Source organism: Roseofilum reptotaenium CS-1145 (genome assembly GCF_028330985.1).
Classification (GTDB): domain Bacteria; phylum Cyanobacteriota; class Cyanobacteriia; order Cyanobacteriales; family Desertifilaceae; genus Roseofilum; species Roseofilum reptotaenium.
Genome location: NZ_JAQMUE010000098.1, coordinates 95,016 through 121,002 on the forward strand (window position 1 = coordinate 95,016; position 25,987 = coordinate 121,002).

Genomic DNA, 25,987 nt, shown 5'->3' on the forward strand with positions numbered 1-25,987 from the left:
CTTAAGCAACCTCTAACCACTGAGGGATTCCCTGGGGGCGCAGTTCGCCATTGGGAGGATAATAAGCAAGATTTGCTTGCATCAGATAGTGAGGGCGATCGCAAATCGTCAACTCTTGCAATGAATCCCAATGCAGCCGTTGAAAGAAGCGCACATTTTGTAATTGTACGGTTGCCAAAAACTGCGAGCAGCCCCAAGTCTGAGCCGTTTGCACAGCCTTTTCGATTAAACCTTTGCCAATGCGCCAACCGCGCCGGTGCTGCCGATGTACACCCAAGCGTCCCCCATACCAAACACCCGGCTGAGACTCATAAATCCGTACAACTCCCACCACTCGTTCCCAAGCCGCAATATCCGGTTGATAGATACTCTGGGGAGCGGTGAGCGCAACAATTGGATAAGCTATATCATCAATAGCATCGCGATCGCTCCAGCGAAATAAATCCTGTTCCTGGCAAAAAATCTCATAGCGCAGCCCATAGTATTCTCTCACCTCTGTTGCTGTTTGTGCTAATTCAAATCGATAGGAATGTCGCATAATTTTATGATTCTCATGATATTTTTTATTGGGATTAAGATAGCAAATACTTGCCTCTTGAATTTGACGATTTCGATACCAATTTCATTTTTTTCTAGGTGTTCTCCTTAAATTCTGTCTTCTATTCCTTGCTCCCCACACTGAAGCACTCCATATCACCTACCCAGATCGACTCTTCATATTCTTTTTATAAAGCGACTCCGATCGCGAACAACAATGGTGGTAGACTATCCTTGACAAGACCTAACCAATGGAATCAAACACTATGTCAGATGATGTGGCAGCAATAGTCATTGACAATGGCTCAGGAATGGTCAAAGCTGGCTTTGCTGGAGACAATGCCCCAAGAGCCATCTTTCCCAGTATTGTGGGGAGACCTCGCCATCAAGGAGTGAACATAGGAACGGGGCAACCAGACTCTTATATTGGGGACGAAGCCCAGAGCAAACGAGGAATTCTGACCCTCAAAAATCCCATCGAACATGGAATTGTTACCAACTGGGATGATATGGAGAAGATATGGCATCATACCTTCTATAACGAACTGAAAATCGATCCCTCCCAACACCCGGTTTTACTCACTGAAGCCCCATTAAATCCCAAGGCAAACCGCGAGAAAATGACGCAAATTATGTTCGAGACATTTAAAGTCCCGGCCATGTATGTTGCCATTCAAGCCGTTCTCTCACTCTACGCCAGCGGGCGCACCACTGGAATTGTTTTAGACTCTGGCGATGGAGTCAGTCATACAGTTCCAATTTATGAAGGATATGCCCTCCCTCATGCCATTATTCGCCTCGATTTAGCCGGCCGAGATTTAACCGACTATCTAGTGAAAATCTTGGCCGAGCGGGGATATAGTTTAAACACGACCGCAGAACGGGAAATTGTCCGCGATATTAAAGAAAAATTATGCTATGTTGCTCTCGATTTCGAGCAGGAGATGCAAACAGCAGCCAGTAGCCGTTCTTTAGAAAAATCTTATGAGCTACCGGATGGTCAAGTCATCACCCTGGGCAACGAGCGATTCCGGTGTCCGGAAACCTTGTTCCAACCTGCCTTTATTGGCATGGAATCAGCGGGAATTCACGAAACCACATACAATTCGATTATGAAATGCGATGTGGATATTCGTAAAGATCTGTATGCCAACACGGTTCTGAGTGGGGGAACAACAATGTTCCCAGGAATTGCCGATCGGATGCAGAAAGAAATTTCGGCTCTGGCTCCTCCCACCATGAAGATTAAGATTATTGCACCTCCGGAACGCAAATATAGTGTTTGGATTGGTGGCTCTATTCTGGCTTCTTTGTCTACCTTCCAACAGATGTGGATTAGCCGGCAAGAATACGAGGAAAGCGGCCCATCAATTGTCCATCGTAAGTGTTTCTAAAGCTGGTGGCATTGTTCACTTCTTTATCGTTCCTATCATTTTAACCAGGAGGTCTATTCCTATGACAGATAAACCCGATATCTCGGAAGTGGCTAAGTTTGATAAATCGAAACTGAAGAACACTGAAACTCAAGAAAAAAATACGCTTCCGACTAAAGAACAGATCGAGCAAGAAAAAGCTGAAGCCAAACCGGAATAGGGTATCTTTAGTCTTCTAAGAAACCTCAGTTTTGGATAAGTCAGGTATTTAAACGCAAAGAGGTAGGGCCATTTCAAGTGGTCGGCAAGTTACGATGATTCCAAAATGGCGATCGCCCTTCCTCTCTTGTGTCTTTGCCCGTATTGTTTATCCAAAACTGATTTTAGAAAACAGCTCGGTGACTGAGGAGAAATACCGACACGCGATCGCGCAACATTAGGATTCAAAGGTCGATAGCGCCGAACATGCACCGCATTTGGCACAACCGGCTTGCATGTTTTGAGATGACATTCCCGCTTTTCGTAACAAATCCCCGATCGCTTGGTACAAACGGTACATAAATTCGCTATCCGGTGCGGGAGTATGCTCCAAAGGCGTTCCCGTAATCGGGACAAAAGGGACAACAAAGGGATAAACGCCGGTTTGGATCAGGCGATCGCTCGCTGCTATCAATGCCTCTAAACTGTCACCTAAACCAGCTAGCAAATAGGTACTCACCTGCCCCCAACCAAACACCTCGACTGCTGCGGCAAACGCCTCAAAGTAGTATTCTAAGGAAACTTCTGCCTTACCCGGCATGATTTTGGCGCGCACTTCTGGGGTGACGGCTTCCAGATGCATCCCCAAATTTTCAATCCCCGCATCCCGCATTCGCTGGAACCAGATAAAATCTGCGGGAGGTTCGCATTGAGCTTGAATAGGAATCTTCACCCGTTGTTTAATCGCCCGCGCGCACTCTGCCAAATAAGCCGCCCCGCGATCGCTCGTATTCGGTGTTCCCGTCGTCATGACTATCTGCTTGACTCCATCCAAACGCACGGCTGCTTCTGCCACCTCTGCTAATTGGGCGGGCGTTTTGCGAGCAATAGTTTGCCCCGCTGCTAACGACTGCCCGATCGCACAAAATTGACAGGCGCTCTCGCGATCGCCATAACGCATACAGGTTTGCAAAACCGTTGTCGCCAAAACATCATGACTGTGCAGCAATGCAATCTGTTTGTAAGGAATCCCCTCCGCCGTTTTCAGGTCATAAAACCGAGGTTGTCGGGGAAACGAAATCGAAGCAACGGTTTCCCCGCGATGGGCTAGGGTACTCTCGATTGCCTCCGTATGAGATGAGGCCAGGCTGTAAGGAGAATCAGCGGCCGTCCCCGTATAGACTGGAACCATAACCGTCGTCCCATTAACGGCGATCGCCTTATGATCCGAGGGACCCGCACCGCCTTGACGACCCGATGCTCCTCCATTTTGCCCGGTCAGTTGCAATCCTTGCGATTGCAGTTCGACAATTAACCGTTGTTTATTCATAATTTCATATCTAAAGATTCCGGGACAGATTCCGCACCCCCACCATTCGACGAACCAGCGATCGACTCAAACGATAGAGGGTTGCGATCGCGCATGATTTCGCGCATCATCGCTTTCGGTTCGCGATCGATCTGCAACTGCAACAACTCCGGGCGAGCATAATGTCCGACAGAATCCATCATGCGCTTGCGCTTCGTCAACAGTGAAAAATCTAAATCGGCAATCACCAACCCTTCGCCTTCTGTTAAAGGCGTAGCTAAATGATTCCCTTCCGGCCCGATAATGGCGGTATTGCATCCCCCTTGCAACACCTTTTGCAAGCGCTCATCTGTCGTAATTTGTTGCACTTGTTCCGGAGATAACCAACTGGTGGCATTGACCACAAAAGAACCGGACTCGAGAGCATGATGGCGAATGGTCACCTCAATTTGCTCTGTGAAGATATCGCCAACGAGAGAACCGGGAAATTGAGAACAATGAATCTGCTCGTGCTGCGCCATCAACGCATAGCGGGCGAGAGGATTGTAATGTTCCCAACAGGCGAGTGCGCCCACTTTACCAATGGCTGTATCGACCACTTGTAAGCCCGATCCATCTCCTTGACCCCAAACCATGCGTTCGTGATAAGTGGGGGTAATTTTCCGCCGTTTTAGAGCCAAAGTGCCATCGGCATCAAAGATCAGTTGCGTGTTATAGAGTGACCCCGCATCTCGTTCGTTGATCCCTAAAACCACCACCATGCCATACTGACTAGCAGCTTGAGCTACAGCCTCTACCGCAGGCCCCGGAATGGTTACGGCCTCCTCATAAAGGCGCATATGTTCCTTTCCCATCAGAACTGGAGGTTGAATGAAGGAAAAATAGGGATAGTAGGGAACGAAAGTCTCTGGAAAAACGATTAAGCGCGCATCCTGTTGGGCGGCTTGTGCGATCGCCTCAAGGACTTTGTTTAATGTTCCGTCCCGACTGAATAAAACGGGAGAAATTTGAGCGGCAGCCGCACGAATTGTGCCAGTATAGTCGAGCATCATAGAACGCTTTAGATGAGGGAATAAGGAACAAGCGATGGGGAATTGATTACATAGTCCAAGAATCCAAGATCAAGGCCCCTTCTTTGCGATGAACTAAAACAATATCGAGGACATCGAGAGGATTAATGGGAATAATTCCAGGGATTAAAGAGGGTTCACCGTGACCGTAAAGGGCTTGTAGAGCAAAGCGACAAGCGTAAACTTTACCGCCTTCTTCCATGATTTTGACCAACTGATTATTCATGGCCATATGTCCGGGAAAAGCTTCATCCCCAAGTTTGGGAAAACCGCGTTGAATACCTAGGGTAACACCTGGGCCATAAAGAAGAACTGAGGTTTCAAATCCTTTACGAATCAGGCGCGTCGCTTGCAATAGATTTACTAAACCAATGGAACCTTCAAAAGCAACCGTGTGGAAGGTAACCAGGGCTTTTTCACCAGGTTCGGCTTTAACATCTGGAAAAACTTTCTCTTCGTAATCAACAAAAAAGTCACCGGCTTGGTGTTTGGGGGTAGTTACTTCTGGCACGACAATTCCTCAATTTTTTTTGTAGATTCAGCATGATTTGGCATAACGTGATGCCTTGCTCTCGAAGGTAGATTAATGCCCTCCACAATTTGATTTTTGTATGTCTAGCTACATAAAATCTAAGTCTAGTGAGATGGATAGGAACAACCGGATAAATTGATTGCCAGTCAGGAAAATTGCGATCCCACCCTAGCGAAATCGATAGTGGTCAGATAAATTGATTCTTTTTCAGATAGGCTTGGCGATCTTCCTGTTACAATCCAAGGCGATGGTTGTCCTTGTTATTTCAAATCGCAATTGATCCATGCCAGAAATACGCTTTGAGATTGAGTGGCCCGATGGAATCCGAGAAGTTTGCTATTCTCCTTCTTTAGTGGTACAAAAGCATTTAACTGCCCAAACCGAGTACGAGGTGGCCAATTTTATGCTGCGATCGCGCACGGCTCTGCAAGAAGGCAGCGATCGCGTGAAAGCCAAATATGGGTTTGCCTGTAGTTTGGCGTTGGGACAGTTAAAGAAGTTAGAAACCGCTTCAACTCGCTATTCCTCTGATGCTAAGGTGAAGGTCTTACAGTTTATTGAATAATAGATTAAGCGTTCAGAACTAAAAAATACAGCAGTTCCCGCTCTTATGAAGTACAGTTGACGCTCAAATAACGATAAGCCATCTCTTTTTGAGCGATCTATGGGCAGGAAAAATCGATGTGCAACAAAGCTTTGCTAATCATATCGGCTTAAATCAAATTTAAACCTTCTAGCTACCTTGGTAAGGATATTTTCTGCTCGATTGTAATCATCATTAATTAACCAACCAGTATCTGATTGATATAGACCTCGCTTAATTCGTTTTCCAGATGGCTTCCAGTTGTTTAATTCTATTTTTAAGTCTAGATGTAGGGCTTAAGACAAACTCCTGATTCACCTTATTCCCTAATTTAATTTATTGTTTTTGTCCCTCATTCTAACCCAATACTATTCTCCCGATTTTATATTTTAGACAATAATCAATGGTTATCTTTGCTGCTTTATTAATGGTATAGCAGTGAAAGAGTTGATTAGGACAGTGAGGTTATGGTTTGAGGTAAGAGGCAAGAGGCAAGAGGCAATAGAATTGGTTTATCGATTGAATCATAGTGGAATCGACGTAGATATATCCACATTTTCCAAGGCATGTAAATCGAGACAAGACCATTATTTATATCGAATATATTATCAGTTAACTCAGAAGTTGAAAAAAAGAATAAGGTAGAGTTACTGATGTTATTGACCATAGATTCGACTGTGATCACTCTCACCAGTAAACTCTTCTGGAAACAAAATTACCGTCAAGTAAAGTTACTCAACGGTATCAAAATAAGTCAGGGTAATCCCACAGAGTTTGTCATCGCCGCTTAGTAGCCCCATAACTTTAGTTACGGGGCTACTAAGCTCCCGTGCTATTCGTGTGTGCGATCGCAAGTTCCCAACTAGGTCAGAGTACTGCGATCGCTAACATATGATCAATAATTAGAATTTCATCCCCCTTTGTCCCAAAGTGACAGAAGAGAGTGAAGCAAGAACGAGGAGCTAATTAGCCAGAACAGCATTTTCCTGTTGCTTGCGCTCAATATCTTGATCCGAAGGGAATTTAACATCCCAGACTAAACCTAGGCGTTGCAGCAGGGCAATCACCCACCAAGAAAAATCGACTTGCCACCAATTCATGCTAAACCGGGCAGAGTAAGGAAAAGCATGATGGTTATTGTGCCAACCTTCCCCTAAAGTAATAATGGCAATCAGGGGATTATTGCGGCTGAAATCTCCAGTCTTGAAGGGTTGAGTCCCCCACAAATGGCAAATCGAGTTAACGGAGAGGGTTCCTTGGAAACTGAGCATAATTCGTAAAGCTCCGCCCCAGATCAGGCCTCGCAGAGCGCCTTCCCAAGATCCACAAATGGCTCCTTCAATAGCAGCCGGGAGCGCTAAACCCAGTACAATCCAGAGTAAACACCAGCGATCGACGAATTCTACAGTGCGATCGCTCTTTAAGTCATTGATATAGGGTAAGGGTTCCACCCAAGTTGCACCAACCATCCAACCAAAATGGCCATGCCAAAATCCTTGCACTTGTCCCCAGAAGCTTTTTCCATGTAGGTGGGGCGAATGAACATCTCCAGGTTGATCGCTGTATAGGTGATGCTGGCGATGATGGCTGACCCAACTGGCGATCGTTCCTTGAGTCGATATACAAGCAGCAATACCGATCAGGGCTTTCAGAATTGGCCCAGTCTTAAACGCTTTATGGGAAAATAAGCGATGATATCCTACACTCACCCCTAGAATAGTGAGGATGTAAAAACCGACGAGTAAGGCGATATCAAGGGGAGTCACCCCTTTTTCCCACCAGATTACTGCGGCGATCGCCACAATGAACCCTATTCTAGGCAGGGTTAAGGTGATCGTGTTAATCACTCTTCGGCGATTAAGATCGGCTATGGCTTCAGAACTACTGTAGTTGGTCATCCAGGAACCTTTTATCAAATTACTTAAGCACTTTGAAGGATTGTATCAGCTTTTTGACCTTTGCAGGGCAATCTTAGGCTCTTTTAAGGATCTATTAATGCCTCAAAGCCTGACTGAGCAAGAGTTTATTGTCTGAAGTCAATGGCGATTCTATAGAGTGGCGATCGCTCAGGAAGATTCATCGCCCTATGGAGTTATTCGCCCTTCCAGAAAATAGGTAGTCATTTTTCCTTTGCCTTTGACCTCAATCTCACCTCGTTTTTCTAACTGATAGTAATCCCTTAATGTATTATATGTTTTTTTTGTGACTTGTATTTTCCCGGGTAGACAATGGGATTCCATTCGGCTGGCAATATTCACTGCATCTCCCCAAAGGTCATAAATGAACTTTTTCTTACCAATCACCCCAGCCACGACCGGCCCGGTATTGATCCCAATGCGGATAGTGAGCAGGGTTTGGTGTTTCAGATTAAACTTAAACACCTCTTCTTGGATTTTCAGCGCCATTTCTGCCACAGCGATCGCCACATTTGGTCGATTAGTGGGTACACCTCCCACGACCATATAATTATCCCCAATGGTTTTAATTTTTTCCAACTGATACTCATCTGCCCAATAATCAAAAGACGAAAAAATTTCATTGAGATAATTGACTAATGTAGGTGCAGAAATCGACGAGGCTAACTTCGTAAATCCCACAATATCCGCAAATAAAATTGTAACTTCAGGAAACCATTCGGCGATCGGATTATGACCCTGCTTCAATTGGTCAGCGATCGGTTTGGGAAGTATATTGAGCAAGAGGCGATCGGATTTTTGCTGTTCACTTTCGAGTTCTTGATTCGCTTCTTGGAGTTGAGCGGTTCGTTCAACCACCCGCCGTTCCAGCTCTTTCGACGTTTGGCGCAACCGATTAATCACGACAGCAATCGCTGAAAGAGCCAAAATCGAGTGAACTAACAGCATCATCAATGTTTCCTTTAAATGCTCATGAGTTTCTTCAATAAACTCATCTAAAGGTAAAATAATCTCTACAATCCCACGTACATCTCCTATTTTCCAATCTGTTTTTGGGCTATCTGGATGGGTATTATGACAAGCGACACAAGTTGGCTCCATAATTTCTGCTTGGGCATATCGTAAAGATGAATATCCGGCTCTCTTTTCAAATCGGTAATAGGGTTCATTCGGACTCTTTCTTAGTGCGGATAAAGCATCTTGCTCAAATTGATCGCTAATGGTTTGTTTGATCATCGCTTGGCCACCTCGAAAAGGATAGTCACTATAGAGCTTAACCATCATCCCTGTATTTTGTTCGCGAATCTTCCATCCTAACTTCATCAAGAATGTTGCGGGTAAAGGAATTGCGCCTGTAATATTGAGATAATTATGAGAAACAGAAATGCCATCAACCTCTTGGGCGCGATCGACCACTTCAGAGCTATACAGATTTCTCGCTTCTTGGATTAAATTAGAATAGGAAATTGCTGTTGATATTGCTTGATATTTAATTAAATTTGATGACATTTGATAGGTGTTTGCTAAACCGATACCAATACTAAAACAAAATAATATAATCAGGAACAAAATAGTATGTTTATAAGAAAATGAGTTTAATTTTTGAAGTAATTTATGAATGAAGTTATCCATCCTGTTATCGATCAACTCTAGTAGGTCTGTTTTAACATATAATTAAGTTTCGTCAATGAGTAGTTGTTGTATAATTGACTATTACCCGATCTCCAATACTGAACGAGGAGGAAGATTCATGAGTCGCAACTACCCCACAGAGGCCATTGAAAACTTAGCGGCAGAAATCGGTGAAAATGTTTATATAGATATTGCCAAATGGCATCTTTATCTTAATGATGCCCATCTTCATACCCCTTTAGCCGAGCGTCTCTATCCTTTATTAGCAGAAGATAGTCTCGAAGAAAACAAAGTGTTGGAAATTTTGCAAGAAATAACTGTAAAATTAGGGGGAGGACGCAGACAAATTGCCCTGTTAAATTTAATGCCCATGCAGGCACAGCTAAATTTAATGGATTTACTTGAAGAATTTCAAAGTAACCTTTAATGCTATATTATACGGCGATTGTTCTCGATCCCTCTTCTGTCAAAGACAGGAAAGGAAATGTTCAGGGGTGGAAGATTATCGACATTTACGGAGGAAAATACCACTGTCGCCTACTTGGGCTGAAGGAGAGGACGGTTGTATCGGTTAGTGATGTCGCCATAGCCCACCTGCTCTTCCCACAACCGGAAGAAGACTAATGAAAAAATTACAAGTTGTCAAGACAGCCACCGGTAAATTTGACCGGGTGGCCAAAACCGTGACGCTTGAAAACCGGGAAGGAAGAGTCTGGTTACGGTGGACCTTTGGGGGCAAGCGTTACTCATTGACCATCCCAGGGGGAATTACCCAAGCGGCGATCGCCTCAGCTTACGCTAGAGCCAATGCGATCGCCGCCGATATCGCCCTCGGTAAGTTCGACCCAAGCCTGATCGCCTACGACCCCAACCGAGAAGCGCGGGCCGAACAACTGCGGCTGAAGAACCAACCCACCATTCGGGAACTGTGGGAGAAGTACAAAATCAAGCAGTTAAAACTGACCTCCAAAACCACCCAGAAAAGCGTTTGGGTAGAGATTGACCGGGCACTGGATGCCTTATCCAGTAATGCCTTGAAGCTTGAGAGTCTGGATAATCTAGGCGATGAGTATATGAAGCTCTACGCGATCGCCACCTGCCACCGTCATTTCGAGTCACTGCAACCAGCCATCCGGTTGCACCTTCCCAACATTAAACTCAAGCCCCAACTTCCCAAGAGGGTAAAACGCCCTATCGAATGGTTCCCCCCGGATGAAGTCAAAGTCATATTACAAGCGTTCAAAACCGACCGTTTTTCCTCTCCCTTTGCCCCAGTTCCCCACAGCTACTACTACCCCTATGTCTGTTTCCTCGCTCATACCGGGTGCAGACCCGAAGAAGCGATCGCCCTGCTGTGGTCAGATTTGTTCTGGCTGCGCGATCGGGCCGGTTGCGAAGCCTCCATCACCAAAGTCTTCTCCAAAAAGGTCCTCAAACCCTACACCAAGAACCACCTCATCCGAAACATCCCCATCTCCCTAGCCCTTCAAGACATATTAGAGGAGCGAAAGAAGCGATCGGGCTTAGTCTTCCCCTCTCCCCAAAAAAAGCACATCGATCAGAGCAACTTCTCCAGTCGCGTCTGGAACTGCGTCCTCCACTCCCTAGTTGCAGAGGGAGAAATCCGCAAGCGACTACGCCCCTACTGCCTACGTCACTCCTTCGTCACCAATATCCACCATGAGCATGGAGTTCCCTTCCCCACCATTGCCCACCTGATTGGCGACAAAATTGAAACCGTCATCCGGTTTTACTCAGGAACCAAACCCCTTACCACCCAAACCTTCCCCAACCTCTATTAAAACCCCTTCAAACTGGTACGATTTTGGATCGAAAATTCCCCACCCGATTCCCCACCCTGTAAGGGGTCGCCAGTCCTGTCCTCAGAAAAAAACTGCCCCAAAGTGGTACGATTTTGGTACAGGGGTATTTTTAGAGAAAAATTTCAAACGGCTGAAACCCTTGCTGTGACTGGGATGGACGTAACGGGACTCGAACCTGTGACTTCCACGATGTCAACGTGGCGCTCTAACCAACTGAGCTATACGTCCTTAGGACAATTAGGATAGCACAATTTGAAATATCGATCAAGCATCTCAACTGTTATACACAACCAGCCACAGATCCCGAATTCAAAGTATCACCCTAGCAAAATCGACAAAACTTAAGATAAGGTAAGTCAAGAGTAGACCCCAAGAAACTCCACCATGGAATCTAAAATTGATTGCGCCAAAGCCTGTATCAACGGATGTGTCCTAGGTGACCAATGCCCAAACCAAGAATATGCTCAACAAGCCTCAAACTTCATCCAAGAAACTTCCCTTGATCAAATGCTGGCCATAGCAGATGAGGCTCTACGAAAAAAAAGAATGGCTCCTCCCCAATGGATTATCCCTGAATCTATAGATTCGGCAGATTCCTAGACTGATCTGCTATTCCCAGGATGCCCTGAATATGAGACGCTATTGATAGCCTTTCCATCCGTTGGAGTGTTTATGCAAACTCTACCGAATCCTATCCAAACTCAATCCCCATCTTCACCAACAGTCTCCACTACCATTGAGCGCCGGAAAACTCGGCCGGTCAAAGTGGGCAATATTACGATTGGGGGAGGGCATCCTGTTGTTGTGCAATCGATGATCAATGAAGATACCCTAGATATTGAAGGGTCAGTTGCTGCTATCCGTAGATTGCATGAAATTGGCTGTGAAATAGTGCGGGTCACGGTTCCCAGTCTGGCTCATGCGAAAGCGCTCAATGATATTAAACAAAAACTCAACAATACCTATCAACCGGTTCCTTTGGTTGCTGATGTTCACCACAATGGCATGAAAATTGCCCTGGAAGTAGCCAAGCATGTAGATAAGGTGCGGATTAACCCAGGGTTATATGTGTTTGAAAAACCCAAAGCTGACCGCACTGAGTATACAGAAGCTGAATTTGCAGATATTGGGGATCAAATTCGCCAAACCTTAGAACCCCTAGTGATTTCGCTGCGAGACCAAGGAAAAGCGATGCGTATTGGGGTTAATCATGGGTCATTGGCCGAGCGGATGCTGTTTACCTATGGGGATACGCCAGAAGGGATGGTGGAATCTGCTCTAGAATTTATCCATATTTGTGAATCTCTAGACTTTTATAATATTGTCATTTCTCTGAAAGCTTCACGAGTCCCGGTGATGTTGGCGGCCTATCGCTTAATGGCCAAGCGGATGGATGAACTGGGAATGAGTTATCCTTTGCACTTGGGAGTGACAGAAGCAGGAGATGGGGAGTATGGCCGGATTAAGTCCACCGCAGGTATTGCGACTCTTCTTGCTGATGGTATTGGGGATACGATTCGAGTTTCTTTGACGGAAGCGCCAGAAAAAGAAATTCCGGTGTGTTATAGCATCCTTCAAGCTCTGGGACTGCGTAAAACGATGGTTGAATATGTGGCCTGTCCCTCCTGTGGGCGGACTCTGTTTAATCTGGAAGAGGTGCTGCATAAAGTCCGGGAAGCGACGAACCATTTAACGGGTTTAGATATTGCGGTGATGGGGTGTATCGTTAATGGGCCAGGAGAAATGGCTGATGCAGATTATGGTTATGTGGGTAGACAACCTGGATATATTTCTCTTTATCGAGGTCGGGAAGAGATTAAGAAGGTTCCAGAAGACCAAGGGGTGGAAGAATTAATTAATTTAATTAAAGCGGATGGACGCTGGGTCGATCCGTAACACAATTAAGAAGGGAGAGAACACTTTAATCTCCGGAAGGGGCTCACAAGCGATCGCATAAGGGAACCATAACGTGAAGAATCACTTCTCTATAGATCGGTATAGAGTGGCATGTGTTAGATTGGGCTTAACTCCCCCTAAAGTAATATCCCCGGTTCAGTAAGCTTATGACCAAAACCACACGCGGACTTGTTTTAGGTGCAACGGCAGTTATGCTGACCGCTGTAACCGTTGCTGGTGCAGGCATCCATTTAAGAGGCCAAGCATTTTTCCAAGATGGCCCTAAAGAATTAGTGGATGAAGTCTGGCAAATTATCAACAATCGATATGTTGATGGCACGTTTAATCAGGTTGATTGGCAAGAGGTGCGTCAGGACTACCTGGGTCGCAAATATACCTCGGATCAAGAAGCCTATGGGGCCATCCGGGAAATGTTGAAGCAACTCAACGACCCCTATACCCGGTTTATGGACCCGGAAGAGTTCAAAAATATGCAAATTGATACTTCTGGGGAACTGACAGGGGTAGGGATTCAGATTACCATAGATGAAGAAACCAATCGATTAGTTGTGGTTGCTCCCATTGAAGATTCTCCCGCGTTTGAGGCTGGAATTCAGGCCAGAGATTTTATCATAAAAATTGATGGTCAGGATACGGCAGGGATGGATAGCAATGATGCGGTAAAATTGATTCGAGGGCCAATTGATTCTCAGGTGGTGCTAACCATTTTGCGTGGCCAAGAGGAAATTGATTTTCCGATTCAGCGTCAGCGAATTGAAATCCATCCGGTTCGTTATAGCTATCGTCAGGAAGGGTTGGGTAATGATATCGGCTATATTCGATTGACCCAGTTTAGCGCTCCAGCGGCTGAAGAGATGCGCGAAGCGATTGATGATTTAGAGTCCCAAGGGGTATCGGGTTATATTTTGGATTTGCGATCGAATCCTGGGGGATTGCTCTATTCTAGTGTGGCGATCGCCCGGATGTGGTTACCAGGTCGAGAGGCGATCGTTTCTACGGTTAACCGACAAGGGGAAACGGAACGGCAACGGGCCAATAATCGCTCTCTCACGGATAAGCCTCTGGTGGTTTTGGTTGATGGGGGTTCAGCAAGTGCCAGTGAGATTCTTTCTGGAGCCTTGCAGGATAACGAACGAGCAGTGATTGTGGGAACTAAAACCTTTGGCAAAGGGTTGGTGCAGTCTGTGCAACCCTTAGCCCATGGATCGGGGTTAGCAGTGACAATTGCTAAATATTTAACGCCTAATGGTCGTGATATTAACAAGTTAGGTATTGAACCTGATGTGATCGTGGAATTGACGGAAGACCAGCAAAATCACTTGGTGAAACATCGCGACCAAATTGGTACGAAGTCCGATCCGCAGTACGCTGAAGCACTGAAAGTTCTGACTCAAGAAATCGCTCAACAGTAGATTTTGTGGCTTGACGATGATTTGAGTGTGGTGGAAAAGGTTGCACTGATGTCCAGCAACCTGTTTTACAGATGCTTCTGAACTGAATAAAAAGGGGCCTAATCTTGAGGCACTGATCCGGGTTTTGGGTCAGTGCTTTTTAGTTGAGGACTTTTGGTTAAAATAGGCGTATCCCATTGGCATCCAAATCTTGAACCATGATGAGTCCTGAAGAAATGGAAGATCTCCTTGATGAGATGTACAACAATTTTGCGCCTACGCCTCTGCAACCGGGAGATCCAAGATATGTGGACTGTCGAGCGGTGCGGGGGGATGAGGATGTAGTGCAGGACTTGGGGAGGACCATGCGGCGATCGCAAGCTTTCACGTATCAGCTCTACTCTGGTCATCGTGGCTCCGGCAAAACCACGGAACTCCTGAGACTGAAGAAATACTTGGAAGATCGGGGACATAAGGTCGTTTATTTTGCGGCCGATGAGGAAGATCTTAGCGTTCAGGATGCCCAGTATACCGATATTTTACTCGCTTGCACCCGTCATCTGTTGCAAGAGTTAAAAAACGCAGACTCTAAGCCGATACTGAGTTGGTTGCAAGATCGATTACAGGATTTGCAAGATGTGATGTTGACCGAGATTAAGATCGATCAGCTTAACTTAGAAGTGGGATTACAAGAGTTTACTAAGTTAACGGCAGCAGTACGGACAGAACCCAGGCAACGGCAGAAAATTCGCGAGCGGGTTGAACCGCACACAGAAACGCTGATTGAAGCATTGAATGCTTTCATTGCAGATGGAAAAAAGAATTTACCAGAGAACACGAAACTGCTGGTGATTGCTGATAGCTTGGATCGGATTGTCCCTATTTTTCGAGACAATGGGCGCAGTAACCATGAGGAAATTTTTCTGGACCGTAACGAACAACTGAAGGCACTGAATTGCCATATTGTTTACACTGTGCCCATTTCCTTCATCTATTCTCGTTGGTCAACGGAACTCAAGGTGAATTATGGCATTCCCCAGGTGTTACCCTCGATTATGGTGCGCCAGAAAAATGACCAACTTTACAATAAAGGCTTGGAGATTCTGCGAAATATTATTCAACTGCGGGTTCCGTTAAGTTTGCGCGATACCTTGGTTCCACAGGTATTTGAGTCTGAGGAAGTTTTGCAGGATTTGTGTTTAATGAGCGGTGGCTATGTGCGAGATTTAGTGCAATTAATCCAGGCAGTGATTACTAAAACCGATACTCTACCCATTCAAGCGCGGGCAGTGCAACGGGCGGTGGATAATTTACGAGATGTCTATCGCAGAGCAGTGGAGGAAAATCAATGGGAGATACTGCGAGAGGTACATCAGTCAAAAGATATTGAAAATGACCCAATTCAGCGCAGTTTGTTGTTTAGTCGCTGTCTGTTGGAATATGGCTATTTTGACGATAATGGAGATAAGCAGACTTGGTATGATGTGCATCCCGTACTGTGGAAGGAGTTGTGATGACTAAATCCTGGACAGATTTTCAAGAGTTAGGTCGTTGGAGCGGAGAAAATGTGGAGGTCATTGCCGATCTCTTGCGTGCTTTGCGACGGAAAAAGGGGTTTCGTTTGTTTTTTGTCCAATGCAGTCCAGCTAAGGGAAGACGAGTTATCCGTGATCTTCGGGAGCGTTTCTCCCAGAAACGGATAGTAGAAATTGAGTTAAGTCGGGAAAGTGAAACACTTTATCCAGAGTTGCGAGAACGACATCAGACAGAAAGGTTTGAAATTGCCTGTATTACTGGAGTTGAGCAAACTCTATACAGCTATGAAGATACCAAGCGTCTGGCAGGTTGGACTACTGAGGAAATCTATAACTACAGTTGGAAGGGAGTGCCACCGCTCCTGAGTCATTTGAATCGGCAACGGGAGATGTTTGAAGCACATTTACCGATTGGTCTGGTGTTTCTAGTTCCCCACTTCGTCATTGATTATTTGATTCAAAGAGCGCCCGATTTTTTTGACTGGAGATCGGGCTTCTTAAAATTGGTTGAGAGTCCAGATGAGCTAGAACAAGCTTGTCAAGAGCTAGTCGGTGCAGATTATCAAGAATATCTCAATTTCACCCCAGAGCAAGAGATAGCCAGAATTTTAGAAATAAAAGACAAGTTTACTCAGCTCAGTCCATGGAATTATGAACAAAAATCAAAATTATTGACAGAGCAAGGACTTATCTTCCAAAGCAACCAGGATTATAAAAAAGCCCTAGAAAGCTATGATCACGCCCTACAACTGCAACCAGACAATCAATTGGCTTGGAATCGTCAAGGTAGTGCCTTGAGTCAGTTACAGCGCTATGAGGAAGCTGTAAAAAGCTATAATCGCGCCTTACAACTGCAAGCGGACTTTCAGTCGGCTTGGCATAACCAAGGTGTTGGCCTGAGTAAGTTACAGCGATATGAAGAAGCTCTAGAGAGTGGTTCTCTCGCCCGACAACGGCCTATGAATGAAATTCTGCAAGCTCATAAACGGGAAATATTGGCGATCGCCTCTCAACATGGAGCCTATAATATTCGAGTATTCGGATCGGTGGCGCGTAATGAAGCGAATGCCGATAGCGATATCGATTTTCTGGTAGACTACGACTCCACAAAACGGAGTCCTTGGTTTCCTTGTGGACTGCAACAAGATTTAGAAGCACTGTTACAGTGTCCTGTCGATATCGCTACTCCGGCAATGCTCAAACCCCGCATCCGAGAGCGCGTTTTACAAGAAGCCATCCCCCTAGAATCGGCAACCGATCGTCATCTCGATAGACTATGAGAGAAGATCCCGAACGAGTACAAGATATGCTCGATGCGATCGCAGCTATTGAACGCTATATTCAACAAGATCGGCAAGCCTTTGAAGAGCAAGAGCTAATTCAGGTTTGGGTTGCCCATCATTTGCAAATTATTGGAGAGGCTACCAGCGCTTTATCTGATACCCTCAAAGCCAATTATCCACAAATCCCTTGGATACAAGTTGTTGGATTAAGAAATATGCTAGTTCACGAATACTTTCGCATCGATCCTCAAATCCTCTGGGATATTACACAATATGATTTACCAGCACTTCAGCAAACCCTGCAAACAATGCAGCAAGATTTAGATATTTAATTTTTAGTTGATAACAGGTGTAGCATGGCATCAAGTCCATAAACGGAAAATAGTGGCGATCGCCTCTCAACCTGGAACCGATAATATTCGATAATCTTATGATCATTACTCCAACCCAACTTTCTCTAGAAGAATTTCTGCAACTGCCTGAAACCGAACCGAGCAGTGAATATATTGATGGACACATTTACACCAAACCCATGCCAAAAGGAAGACACAGTGCCATTCAAACCAGTTTAGTCACTGCCATTAATCAAGTGGGAAGTCCCGGAAAAATCGCCCGTGCCTTTACCGAATTACGCTGTACGTTTGCTAGACGTTCCCTTGTTCCGGATATTAGTATCTTTGCCTGGCCAAGAATTCCCTTAAATCCTCAAGGGGAAATTGAGGATTTGTTTACCTTAGCGCCGGATTGGACGATTGAAATTCTCTCACCAGAACAACCGTCCACACGGGTAATCGATAAAATCCTCTTTTGTTTAGATGAAGGCACAGAACTGGGTTGGTTAATCGATCCTCAAGAGCGGTTAGTGATGTCTTTTTCTCCAGGACAACAACCGCGAATTTATCGAGGTGATACGGTGCTTCCCTGTCTAGACATTTTGCCCGATTTCCAGAGTTCTCCGCAAACCATTTTCAGTTATTTAACTTTAAATTAGTTCATATAGCGCTGCGTGCTAGGGAATAGGGAATAGGTTTCAGTATTGAACCGGAGTCCTAACTTACTCTTTCTCTGCTATACCATTTTTCTTGGTTGATAATAGGTGTAACATTGCGTCCACGAGCCGATCGCGCTCCATCGGCATAATGTCCTTACCGTGGAGCATCTCCTGCACAAGCATATAGTGTACCAATGCGCCGATCCAAATGCGGGCGGTGGCTTCGGGATCGGGTAAATTGAGTTCCTTAAAACTGGATAAATGGCACGTGAGAGTTTCGATTCCGGGTTTGGCTAAGTGACGGGCAAAGGTTTGGGCTAATTCGGGAAAGCGCCCAGACTCGGCAATCATGAGGCGGATAAAGTTCTGATAGTCGGTGTCTTCGATTAAATTATCCAGCATATTATTGGCCATATTTTGCAGGACTTCCCGTAAATCATGGGTGGGGAGGCGATCGGATGGGGTAAAGATTGTTGGAAATTTCTTTTGCGCTAATCGTTGCACCAGCGCCGCAAATAATCCTTCTTTATCCCCGAAATGACTGTATACCGTGGCTTTCGAGACTCCCGCCGTTGCTGCCACCCGATCCATACTGGTTCCTGCATAGCCATGGGCTAAAAATTCTTGCATCGCTCCGTTGAGAATCTGCTGCGCCTTGTCGGATAAGGGTTTGGCTTCAGGGGAATCGGTAGACATTATAAAGTTTTTCTCCAATTTGGGGTCTTAGACTTGATTATACTACTCCGTTTAGTCTATACTAAAAGCAAGCTAAACTAAACCGTTTAATCTAGGAGCTAGGATCGTGGTACGCACTGCAATGGGAACGGAATGGAAATCATCCAAAACAGTGGCTCTACTGGCTACTACCCTCCTCGCTGTGGGAGGAGTCACCGCCTATTCCTTGGTTTCGCCAAAATCCCTTTTTTCCGAGCCGGAAACGCCTCCAGTGGTGGAACTGCCCCAAATGGAAACGGTAACTGCGGTGGGTTGGCTCGAACCCAAGGGGGAAGTGATTCAACTCGCGGCTTCTGAGGCAGCCCAAAGCAGCCGAGTGGCGCAACTGCTGGTGAACGAAGGAGACTGGGTAAAGGCTGGGGATGCGATCGCCATTTTAGATAGCCGCGATCGCCTGCAAGCTGCCGTAGAACAAGCCAGAGCGCAAGTCCAAGTTGCCGAAGCTGGACTCGCCCAAGTCAAAGCCGGAGCCAAAACTGGCGATATCAGTGCCGCATCTGCTCGGTTTAGCCGCACTCAAGCAGAACTTGAAGGACAAATCATTACCCAACGGGCGGCGATCGCCACCTTAGAAGCCCAACTGCAAGGCGAAACACAAGCCCAAGAAGCCACCCTCAACCGCATCGCCGCCGAACTCAAAGACGCTCAAACCAACTGCCAGCGCTACCAAACCCTGCAAGCCGAAGGAGCCATATCCGCCCAAGATCGCGATACCATCTGCCTCCAAGCCGACACCACCCAACAAAGACTCGAAGAAGCGCAAGCCAACCTCAACCGCATCGTCACCAGTCGCAGCGAACAAATCAACGAAGCGCAAGCCAACCTCAACCGCACCATCAACACCGTAGAACGGCAAATTGAAGAATCCCAAGCCAGTTTAGAAGCCATTTCCGAAGTCCGTCCCGTAGACATCCAACTCGCCCAAGCCGAACTCACCAGCGCCCAAGCCGCCCTTCGCCAAGCCGAAGCCGACTTAGAGCTTGCCTATATCAAAGCGCCCCAAGAAGGACGAGTGATGGAAATTCACACTTATCCCGGTGAAATTATCAACTCCGAAGGCATTGTCGAACTCGGACAAACTCAAGAAATGACAGTCATTGCCGAAGTTTACGATAGCGATGTCGTGAAAATTCGCCCAGGACAAATCGTTCAAGTTACCAGCGACGCATTGCCTGAGAACTTAACAGGAACCGTTGCCCAAATCGGCTTGAAAGTAAAGCAACAAAGCGCTTTAGAAATCGATCCCACTCAAAACGTTGATGCCAGAGTTGTAGAAGTACAAATTGCTTTAGATCCAGCGTCCAGTGAGTTGGCTGCTGGTTTAAGTAACTTGCAAGTTCTGGTGGAAATTGAACTATAACTGCACTTCGTGCGGTGGGGGAGTGGGGGAATGGGGGGAATTTTATGGAAGAAAATCGCAAACCTTTAATTAAAACTCATGAAAATTTGGAGGTTTATCAAATGGCATTTGATAGTGCTATGACTATTTTTGAAGTATCTAAACAATTTCCAAAGGAAGAAAAATACTCATTAACAGACCAAATCAGACGCTCTTCTCGTTCTGTCTGTGCCAATTTAGCAGAAGCTTGGCGCAGACGACGTTATCGAGGATCTTTTCTCCTACGGTTAAATGATGCTGAAGCCGAAGCCGCAGAAACCCAAGTCTGGCTAAAATTTGCTGTCAAATGCCAATATCTCAATGTAGATACAGCCAGAGAACTCTACCGTCAATACAATAGAATTCTGGCTTTAATTGTTACTATGACCAACAATCCTCATAAATGGTTATTAAAAAATAAATAACTCCCCCCATTCCCCTACCTCCCAAAAAACCATGCTTCGTTTCCTAAAAAACTTAACTCGCCGAACTCCTCTCGGATTTCTTCAGCTTAGTCATGATAAAACTCGGCTGTTAATTGCGATTTCCGGAATCGCTTTTGCCGATCTCTTGATTTTCATGCAACTGGGATTTCAGGCAGCACTTTATAACAGTAATACTCGTCTACACAATGCCTTAAATGCAGATATTGTTCTCGTTAGTCCCCAAGCGCGAAATTTAGTCGATTTAAATACGATCGCCCGTCGTCGTTTATATCAAGCCATGGATGTGCCTGGAGTGGCTGATGCGGGGGCGCTTTATGTGAATATTGCGGATTGGAAAATCCCCGAAACTGGACGGGCAACCAAGATTTTAGTCTTAGGATTTAATCCCGATCACCCCCCCTTCGATATTGCCGGTTTAGATCGACACAGTTCTCTGATGAAATTACCGGATACCGTCGTCTTTGACAAAACGGCGCGAGGCAACTATGGGTCTGCCATTGAGCAGGTTTTGGCGGGTGGAACGGCGGTAACTGAGGTAGAAAATCATCAGATTCAAATCGCGGGATTGTATGAAGTTGGGGCATCTTTTGCGGCTGATGGTACGATTATGACTAGCGATCGCAATTTTCTCCGCATCTTTTCCCGTCGTCGCGATGCGGGAGGGGTTAGCGCAGGTTTAGTCTATTTAGAACCAGGAGCCGATCCGCAAGCGGTGGCGAATCTCCTCAAAACCCGATTACCGCAAGATGTACGCGTCTTAACCCATGAAGAATTTATCGCCTTTGAAAAACACCATTGGGCAACCAATACTGCCATTGGGTTTGTATTTCGTGTAGGAGCCGTTATGGGCTTTATCGTGGGCTTAATTATTGTCTATCAAGTATTATCCACGGATGTGGCCGATCATTTGGGAGAATATGCCACATTTAAGGCCATGGGTTATCAACAAACCTATTTATTAGGCATTGTCTTTGAAGAGGCTCTAATTTTAGCCGTGGTGGGCTTTTTCCCCGGTTTAACCGTTTCCATGGGATTGTACCGTCTCACCCGTCAGGCGACCAATTTACCCATGTATATGACCCTTGCTAGGGCGGCATTGGTACTGATTTTAACGATTCTCATGTGTTGTTTGTCGGGCGCGATCGCCACCCGGAGACTGCAAGGGGCCGATCCGGCGGATTTGTTTTAGTTTTGATGGGGGAGTGGGGGGATGAAAATTGCTCAGTTATTATCTATGGAATTATGACTAAACCTTCTGTGATTACGATTAAAAATCTTGACCATTATTTTGGCAAAGGTCATCTTCGCAAACAAATTTTATTTGATATTACGCTAGAAATTAAGGCCGGTGAGATTATTATTATGACGGGGCCTTCTGGATCGGGAAAAACGACATTATTAACTTTAGTGGGAGGACTGCGATCGGTGCAGTCGGGAAGCGTGGATGTTTTGGGCGAAGAATTTTGTGGAGCCTCGGCGCGTAAACTGACGAGAGCCAGACGCAAACATGGCTATATTTTCCAAGCCCATAACCTGCATCAAAGTTTAACCGCGCTGCAAAATGTGCAAATGGGGTTAGAAGTGCATGGAAAATGGTCACGGAAGGAGAGGCAGGAGCGATCAGCATCGATGTTAGAACGGGTAGGATTAGGAGAACATTTACACTATCATCCCGATAATTTATCTGGGGGACAAAAACAACGGGTGGCGATCGCCCGCGCTCTGGTTAGCCATCCTCCCCTGGTGCTTGCCGATGAACCGACGGCTGCTCTCGATCGCCAGTCTGGACGTGCAGTCGTGGAATTAATGCAGACTTTAGCCCAGGAACAAAACTGTACAATCCTCATGGTAACCCACGATAATCGGATTTTAGATGTCGCCGATCGCATCATCCATATGGAAGATGGACGGTTGTCAGATAGCGATCGAACGAGTAGATTAAAAACGGGTTAATGGGCAATGAAAGCTTTTATAGCAGTTAGCATTAGTCTAGTTACATAAAGCTAATTCAATCAGATTATGAAAACACCAACGCTCCCGAATCTAGCAACACTATACGATGAAGATTATCAACTTTGGCTAGAAACCACCCTACAACAACTGCGCTCCGGAAATTTTGCTCAGGTTGATTGGCAAAATGTAAATGTATTGGATGAACTCGAGAGCATGGCTAAAAGGAATAGGAGAGCTGTTAAGAGTCTGTTAACCCGACTTTGGGAAAACTTACTCAAGCTCCGTTACTGGGAATCAGAACGAGAGTATAGCGCCAATAAATGGAAAGCTGAAATCACGACATTTCGGCAACAGATTCGAGATGAATTACTCGATAGTCCCAGTCTGAAATCCTACTTGCCTGAAATTTTTCCAGAAACCTACCAAGATGCTAAAAGTGTCATATCCCGTTTAATGGATACATCTATCTCTTCTTTCCCAGAAGTCCCTCCTGCATCGTTAGAAGAGGTTTTAGAAGACGATTGTTTTTTTGATTAATTTGTCCAAGAGTCTACACTCATCCACACCGGGAACCGAGTTTAGTTAAGATAGGGATCAGAAGACTCGATCAATTGACTTGTAACCATTCCCTAATCAGTGTTGAACCGTTATCCCGCTCTTTCCTTATTTGCGATTCTAGTGGCGATCGCTCCCTTAACTTCCTGTGCCAATAGCTCTGGAGGTATAAGCCTAGAACAACTGCTTGCTCCCGATCCCCAACTGCAAGCCAATCCCACATCCCAATCGTCTCCTCAAGCTTCTCCTGCACCGGCTTCTGCCATTGAGCTTCCCGATAATTTTCCTTCAGCCATTCCCCAATATCCTAACGCTACCCTAGAATTGGTTTCTCCCCTCACTGCTGCTGAAGAAGGCACGATTACCCGTTGGTTTAGTGCGGACTCTACAACATTAGTCAGACGCTATTACCAACAACAACTAAATGAGCGCAACTGGGAAATTATTAGCGCTCCAGATGCACCAGAGCTGTCTGCACGTCTTGAGCGCTTGGAACTTACCCTCAACTTTGCTCCTCCCACTTCTGGACAAACCACGTATACGTTGACTTATCGGATAGACGATGCACCGACGGCGATTAGTTCTCCAACCGTTTCGCCGAGTCCTTCACCCACTGTTTCTGTGAATCCTTCACCGACTTCTGAGAATAATGATGCAGAAATCGATGAAATCCTAGACGTTTCTACTCCACTCTCGCCAGGAGTCACAGAATTGATTACTCTCGGCATTACTAATAATTCTTCTACAGAAGCATTTCAACCCCATGAAATCATTACCCGTGGAGACTATGCTCGCTGGTTAATGAATGCCAATAATCAAATCTATGCCGACGATCCAGGTAAACAAATTCGTTTAGCCTCTACGACTAGAGATCCCGTTTTTCAAGATGTCCCAAAAAGCGATCCAGATTTTGCTTATATTCAGGGATTAGCAGAAGCCGGATTAATTCCCAGCGCCCTGATGGGAGAAGCAACGGAAACCCGGTTTCGTCCGGATGCGCCCCTGACGAGGGAAAATCTCATTGGTTGGAAAGTCCCCTTAGATACTCGTTCAGCTCTGCCGAAAGCGACGATAGAAGCAGTTAAGGATACGTGGGGATTCCAAGATGCGAGTAAAATTAATAGCCAGTTTTTGCCGAGTATTTTAGTGGATTTCCAAAATGGAAATAATGCCAATATCAGGCGCGTTTTTGGTTACACAAGGCTATTTCAGCCCCAAAAAACAGTAACCCAGTTGGAAGCAGCAACAGCGTTAACGTATTTTGGAACACAGGGAGAGGGGCGATCGATTACAGCGCTTCGCACCGCTCAGGAATAAGAGGGAAAGAGTAAACGACCTGATTTCCTTACCCTGACTATTTTACCGGTTGTTCTAGCTGCAATCTGGGTGGAAACTACTCAAAAAAACGAGACTATTTTGTCTTGTTTAAGTTATTATAGTCTCATGGATAAGTCAATCCAGTCCCATGAGTCAATTGAGCCAGTCCAAAACTATGTCCAAATCTAAGCAAGCCCTGCTGAATACAGCGGCGGCTGTACTGGCACGAAATCCAGGGGCTTCCCTGAGCGAAATTGCTGCCCAGGCAGGTATTGGGCGTGCAACACTATATCGTTACTTTCCATTACGGGAGGTGCTGATACGAGAATTGGCAATGGCGGCGATCATCGCTATCGATCAAGTCACGGCTGAGGTTCAAGCCCAAAACCTGTCCAGCGATAAAGCACTACTGGAATTTCTTAAAGGAGTTGTGCCTTTGGGAGATCGCTTTCATTTCTTAGCTACAGAAATATCCGCTTACCAAGATCCAGAAGTGAACGCAGCCTATGATCGCCAGTTAAAAGAGTTAGATGTATTTGTCCTCCAACTCAAACACGATAGTGTGATTGCCCCAGAAGTCCCCAATACCTGGGTGACGATGGTGATGGATTCTTTAATTTGGACGGCTTGGTCTGCGGTCAACAGTGGGGATATTGCCCCTAATGATGCTGCCATTCTGACTTATCGCACATTGCTGAAAGGACTGAGCTACAGCGTTCATATCGAAAGTTTAGATTCTGGAGATCGGTTATGAAAAAAAACTTCACCATATATGGTCGTGCTTTTGGAACTGTGGCGATCGTCGTTGCAATCACAACAGGAATTCTCACCTCAGTTTATTATCTCACTCGCACCCAGGCATACGACTCAACCATTGATTCCCAAGGGGCATCGACAACGCCAGTATCGTCAGTTAAAACCTCACCTGCTCCATCCTCATCAACATCGCTAGTGAAAGCCTCACCTGCTCCATCCTCATCAACATCGCTAGTTAAAACCTCACCTGCTCCGTCCTCATCAACATCGCTGGTTCAAACCTCACCTGCTCCGTCCTCATCAACATCGCTGGTTCAAACCTCACCTGCTCCATCCTCATCTGTTTCAGCATCCTCTACTCCAGATCGATCAACAGCAAAATCTACAGAGTCAGCTCAAAGAGCCAGGATAGAAACCGAAGTAACCCTCACCATCGAGCAACAACCACCTGAGCAGCCTCTGACTCCACCTACAATATCTTCCATCGAATCTGGAGGGTCAAACTTGCCTGATGCGGTACAAGTTGCGAATAAACCTGCTGCACCCACTCATCAGTTGAGGCAAGAAGGAACCATTCAACTGGTCGGCATTGTCAAAGAAACCCGCATTCAAAATAGTCAATATGCTCAAGATTTAGAGCAGCTTTGGCTTCAATATGCTGAGTCTGAGACCCTCTTTAGTCTCGAAAATACGGTGGATAATAAAACCTACGTGGCTTACCTCAACTATTCAGAAAATCGCGATCGCTTCACCATCA

29 protein-coding genes, 1 tRNA gene and 2 pseudogenes are annotated in these 25,987 nt (G+C 45.8%); 24 read left to right on the forward strand and 8 right to left on the reverse strand.

Annotated features, from left to right (window positions below; all coding sequences use genetic code 11):
* Window position 1: 1 nt before the first annotated feature.
* Window positions 2–538: an MSMEG_0567/Sll0786 family nitrogen starvation N-acetyltransferase gene (locus PN466_RS21990; protein ID WP_271944015.1), complete on the reverse strand. Its 537-nt coding sequence runs from the start codon at window positions 536–538 to the stop codon at window positions 2–4.
* A 250-nt stretch (window positions 539–788) separates the two neighbouring features.
* Here PN466_RS21990 and PN466_RS21995 point away from each other — a divergent pair, with 250 nt between their 5' ends.
* From PN466_RS21995 to PN466_RS22005, 3 genes are all read left to right on the forward strand, one after another.
* A complete protein-coding gene (locus PN466_RS21995; protein WP_271944017.1) occupies window positions 789–1,931 on the forward strand; it encodes an actin in 1,143 nt (380 codons plus the stop codon).
* Between the two features lie 61 nt (window positions 1,932–1,992).
* Window positions 1,993–2,130, forward strand: coding sequence for a thymosin beta (locus PN466_RS22000; protein ID WP_271944019.1), 138 nt, complete (start codon window positions 1,993–1,995; stop codon window positions 2,128–2,130).
* Window positions 2,131–2,224: 94 nt separating this feature from the next.
* Entirely contained in the window at window positions 2,225–2,350 is a 126-nt protein-coding gene (locus PN466_RS22005) for a hypothetical protein (protein WP_271944021.1), read from the forward strand.
* Here PN466_RS22005 and PN466_RS22010 read toward each other — a convergent pair.
* Genes PN466_RS22010 through PN466_RS22020 form a run of 3 tightly spaced genes read right to left on the reverse strand, consistent with a single transcriptional unit; the run spans window position 2,347 to window position 4,998 of the window.
* A complete protein-coding gene (locus PN466_RS22010; RefSeq protein WP_271944023.1) occupies window positions 2,347–3,438 on the reverse strand; it encodes an MSMEG_0568 family radical SAM protein in 1,092 nt (363 codons plus the stop codon). The two genes, PN466_RS22005 and PN466_RS22010, sit on opposite strands and share 4 nt — an antisense overlap.
* The gene (locus PN466_RS22015; RefSeq protein ID WP_278003190.1) at window positions 3,435–4,466 is read right to left on the reverse strand and encodes a Nit6803 family nitrilase; all 1,032 of its coding nucleotides are present in this window, start codon (window positions 4,464–4,466) and stop codon (window positions 3,435–3,437) included. Before PN466_RS22015 ends, PN466_RS22010 begins: the two co-directional genes overlap by 4 nt.
* 49 nt (window positions 4,467–4,515) lie before the next feature.
* Window positions 4,516–4,998 carry an MSMEG_0572/Sll0783 family nitrogen starvation response protein gene (locus PN466_RS22020; protein ID WP_271944025.1) on the reverse strand — a complete coding sequence of 161 codons (483 nt, stop codon included), beginning with the start codon at window positions 4,996–4,998 and terminating at the stop codon, window positions 4,516–4,518.
* A gap of 304 nt (window positions 4,999–5,302) precedes the next feature.
* Between PN466_RS22020 and PN466_RS22025 the strand changes: the two genes are divergently transcribed.
* Together PN466_RS22025 and PN466_RS22030 are read left to right on the forward strand one after the other, a co-directional pair.
* A complete protein-coding gene (locus PN466_RS22025; RefSeq protein WP_271944027.1) occupies window positions 5,303–5,584 on the forward strand; it encodes an MSMEG_0570 family nitrogen starvation response protein in 282 nt (93 codons plus the stop codon).
* A gap of 671 nt (window positions 5,585–6,255) precedes the next feature.
* Window positions 6,256–6,393 (forward strand): hypothetical protein, encoded by a 138-nt coding sequence (locus PN466_RS22030; RefSeq protein WP_271944029.1) that lies wholly within the window; start codon window positions 6,256–6,258, stop codon window positions 6,391–6,393.
* 171 nt (window positions 6,394–6,564) lie between these two features.
* Here PN466_RS22030 and PN466_RS22035 read toward each other — a convergent pair whose 3' ends face one another.
* Window positions 6,565–7,500, reverse strand: a complete 936-nt coding sequence (locus PN466_RS22035; RefSeq protein WP_271944031.1) for an acyl-CoA desaturase — start codon at window positions 7,498–7,500, stop codon at window positions 6,565–6,567.
* A gap of 186 nt (window positions 7,501–7,686) precedes the next feature.
* Complete coding sequence (locus PN466_RS22040; protein ID WP_271944033.1) at window positions 7,687–9,027, reverse strand: adenylate/guanylate cyclase domain-containing protein; 1,341 nt, start codon at window positions 9,025–9,027, stop codon at window positions 7,687–7,689.
* A gap of 241 nt (window positions 9,028–9,268) precedes the next feature.
* Here PN466_RS22040 and PN466_RS22045 point away from each other — a divergent pair, with 241 nt between their 5' ends.
* The 3 genes from PN466_RS22045 to PN466_RS22055 are packed head-to-tail and all read left to right on the forward strand — an operon-like array spanning window position 9,269 to window position 10,952.
* Window positions 9,269–9,577: a DUF3181 family protein gene (locus PN466_RS22045; RefSeq protein ID WP_271944034.1), complete on the forward strand. Its 309-nt coding sequence runs from the start codon at window positions 9,269–9,271 to the stop codon at window positions 9,575–9,577.
* Window positions 9,577–9,774 carry a hypothetical protein gene (locus PN466_RS22050; RefSeq protein WP_271944036.1) on the forward strand — a complete coding sequence of 66 codons (198 nt, stop codon included), beginning with the start codon at window positions 9,577–9,579 and terminating at the stop codon, window positions 9,772–9,774. The genes PN466_RS22045 and PN466_RS22050 overlap by 1 nt, the downstream gene beginning before the upstream one ends.
* Window positions 9,774–10,952: a tyrosine-type recombinase/integrase gene (locus PN466_RS22055; protein ID WP_271944038.1), complete on the forward strand. Its 1,179-nt coding sequence runs from the start codon at window positions 9,774–9,776 to the stop codon at window positions 10,950–10,952. Before PN466_RS22050 ends, PN466_RS22055 begins: the two co-directional genes overlap by 1 nt.
* A gap of 175 nt (window positions 10,953–11,127) precedes the next feature.
* Here PN466_RS22055 and PN466_RS22060 read toward each other — a convergent pair.
* A tRNA-Val gene (locus tag PN466_RS22060) sits at window positions 11,128–11,201 on the reverse strand.
* Between the two features lie 156 nt (window positions 11,202–11,357).
* Between PN466_RS22060 and PN466_RS22065 the strand changes: the two genes are divergently transcribed.
* The 8 genes and pseudogenes from PN466_RS22065 (at window position 11,358) to PN466_RS22100 (ending at window position 18,090) form a co-directional block, all read left to right on the forward strand.
* Complete coding sequence (locus PN466_RS22065; RefSeq protein ID WP_271944040.1) at window positions 11,358–11,573, forward strand: hypothetical protein; 216 nt, start codon at window positions 11,358–11,360, stop codon at window positions 11,571–11,573.
* A gap of 72 nt (window positions 11,574–11,645) precedes the next feature.
* Window positions 11,646–12,869: a (E)-4-hydroxy-3-methylbut-2-enyl-diphosphate synthase gene (ispG, locus tag PN466_RS22070; protein WP_271944042.1), complete on the forward strand. Its 1,224-nt coding sequence runs from the start codon at window positions 11,646–11,648 to the stop codon at window positions 12,867–12,869.
* Window positions 12,870–13,036: 167 nt separating this feature from the next.
* Window positions 13,037–14,302, forward strand: a complete 1,266-nt coding sequence (gene ctpC, locus PN466_RS22075; protein ID WP_271944044.1) for a carboxyl-terminal processing protease CtpC — start codon at window positions 13,037–13,039, stop codon at window positions 14,300–14,302.
* A gap of 197 nt (window positions 14,303–14,499) precedes the next feature.
* Entirely contained in the window at window positions 14,500–15,795 is a 1,296-nt protein-coding gene (locus PN466_RS22080; RefSeq protein ID WP_278003186.1) for an AAA family ATPase, read from the forward strand.
* 410 nt (window positions 15,796–16,205) lie between these two features.
* A pseudogene (locus PN466_RS26525) lies at window positions 16,206–16,667 on the forward strand (tetratricopeptide repeat protein); the annotation flags it as partial.
* A gap of 108 nt (window positions 16,668–16,775) precedes the next feature.
* Window positions 16,776–17,096, forward strand: coding sequence for a nucleotidyltransferase family protein (locus tag PN466_RS26530; protein ID WP_271944070.1), 321 nt, complete (start codon window positions 16,776–16,778; stop codon window positions 17,094–17,096).
* A complete protein-coding gene (locus tag PN466_RS22095) occupies window positions 17,093–17,431 on the forward strand; it encodes a HepT-like ribonuclease domain-containing protein (RefSeq protein WP_271944046.1) in 339 nt (112 codons plus the stop codon). The genes PN466_RS26530 and PN466_RS22095 overlap by 4 nt, the downstream gene beginning before the upstream one ends.
* Before the next feature lie 98 nt (window positions 17,432–17,529).
* Complete coding sequence (locus PN466_RS22100) at window positions 17,530–18,090, forward strand: Uma2 family endonuclease (RefSeq protein ID WP_271944048.1); 561 nt, start codon at window positions 17,530–17,532, stop codon at window positions 18,088–18,090.
* 63 nt (window positions 18,091–18,153) lie between these two features.
* Here PN466_RS22100 and PN466_RS22105 read toward each other — a convergent pair whose 3' ends face one another.
* Window positions 18,154–18,786 carry a TetR/AcrR family transcriptional regulator gene (locus PN466_RS22105; RefSeq protein WP_271944050.1) on the reverse strand — a complete coding sequence of 211 codons (633 nt, stop codon included), beginning with the start codon at window positions 18,784–18,786 and terminating at the stop codon, window positions 18,154–18,156.
* 106 nt (window positions 18,787–18,892) lie between these two features.
* Between PN466_RS22105 and PN466_RS22110 the strand changes: the two genes are divergently transcribed.
* From PN466_RS22110 to PN466_RS22145, 8 genes and pseudogenes are all read left to right on the forward strand, one after another.
* Entirely contained in the window at window positions 18,893–20,185 is a 1,293-nt protein-coding gene (locus tag PN466_RS22110) for an ABC exporter membrane fusion protein (RefSeq protein ID WP_271944052.1), read from the forward strand.
* A gap of 44 nt (window positions 20,186–20,229) precedes the next feature.
* A complete protein-coding gene (locus PN466_RS22115) occupies window positions 20,230–20,628 on the forward strand; it encodes a four helix bundle protein (protein WP_271944054.1) in 399 nt (132 codons plus the stop codon).
* Between the two features lie 31 nt (window positions 20,629–20,659).
* Window positions 20,660–21,838, forward strand: a complete 1,179-nt coding sequence (gene devC / locus PN466_RS22120; protein WP_271944056.1) for an ABC transporter permease DevC — start codon at window positions 20,660–20,662, stop codon at window positions 21,836–21,838.
* 53 nt (window positions 21,839–21,891) lie between these two features.
* On the forward strand, window positions 21,892–22,602 hold the full coding sequence (locus tag PN466_RS22125) for a DevA family ABC transporter ATP-binding protein (protein WP_271944058.1): 711 nt from the start codon (window positions 21,892–21,894) through the stop codon (window positions 22,600–22,602).
* 66 nt (window positions 22,603–22,668) lie between these two features.
* The gene (locus PN466_RS22130) at window positions 22,669–23,139 is read left to right on the forward strand and encodes a DUF29 domain-containing protein (RefSeq protein ID WP_271944060.1); all 471 of its coding nucleotides are present in this window, start codon (window positions 22,669–22,671) and stop codon (window positions 23,137–23,139) included.
* A gap of 102 nt (window positions 23,140–23,241) precedes the next feature.
* Window positions 23,242–24,474 (forward strand): S-layer homology domain-containing protein, encoded by a 1,233-nt coding sequence (locus tag PN466_RS22135; RefSeq protein WP_271944062.1) that lies wholly within the window; start codon window positions 23,242–23,244, stop codon window positions 24,472–24,474.
* A gap of 175 nt (window positions 24,475–24,649) precedes the next feature.
* Entirely contained in the window at window positions 24,650–25,228 is a 579-nt protein-coding gene (locus PN466_RS22140) for a TetR/AcrR family transcriptional regulator (protein WP_271944065.1), read from the forward strand.
* Window positions 25,225–25,987 (forward strand): annotated as a pseudogene (locus PN466_RS22145) (hypothetical protein); the annotation flags it as partial. The gene PN466_RS22140 and the pseudogene PN466_RS22145, both read left to right, overlap by 4 nt.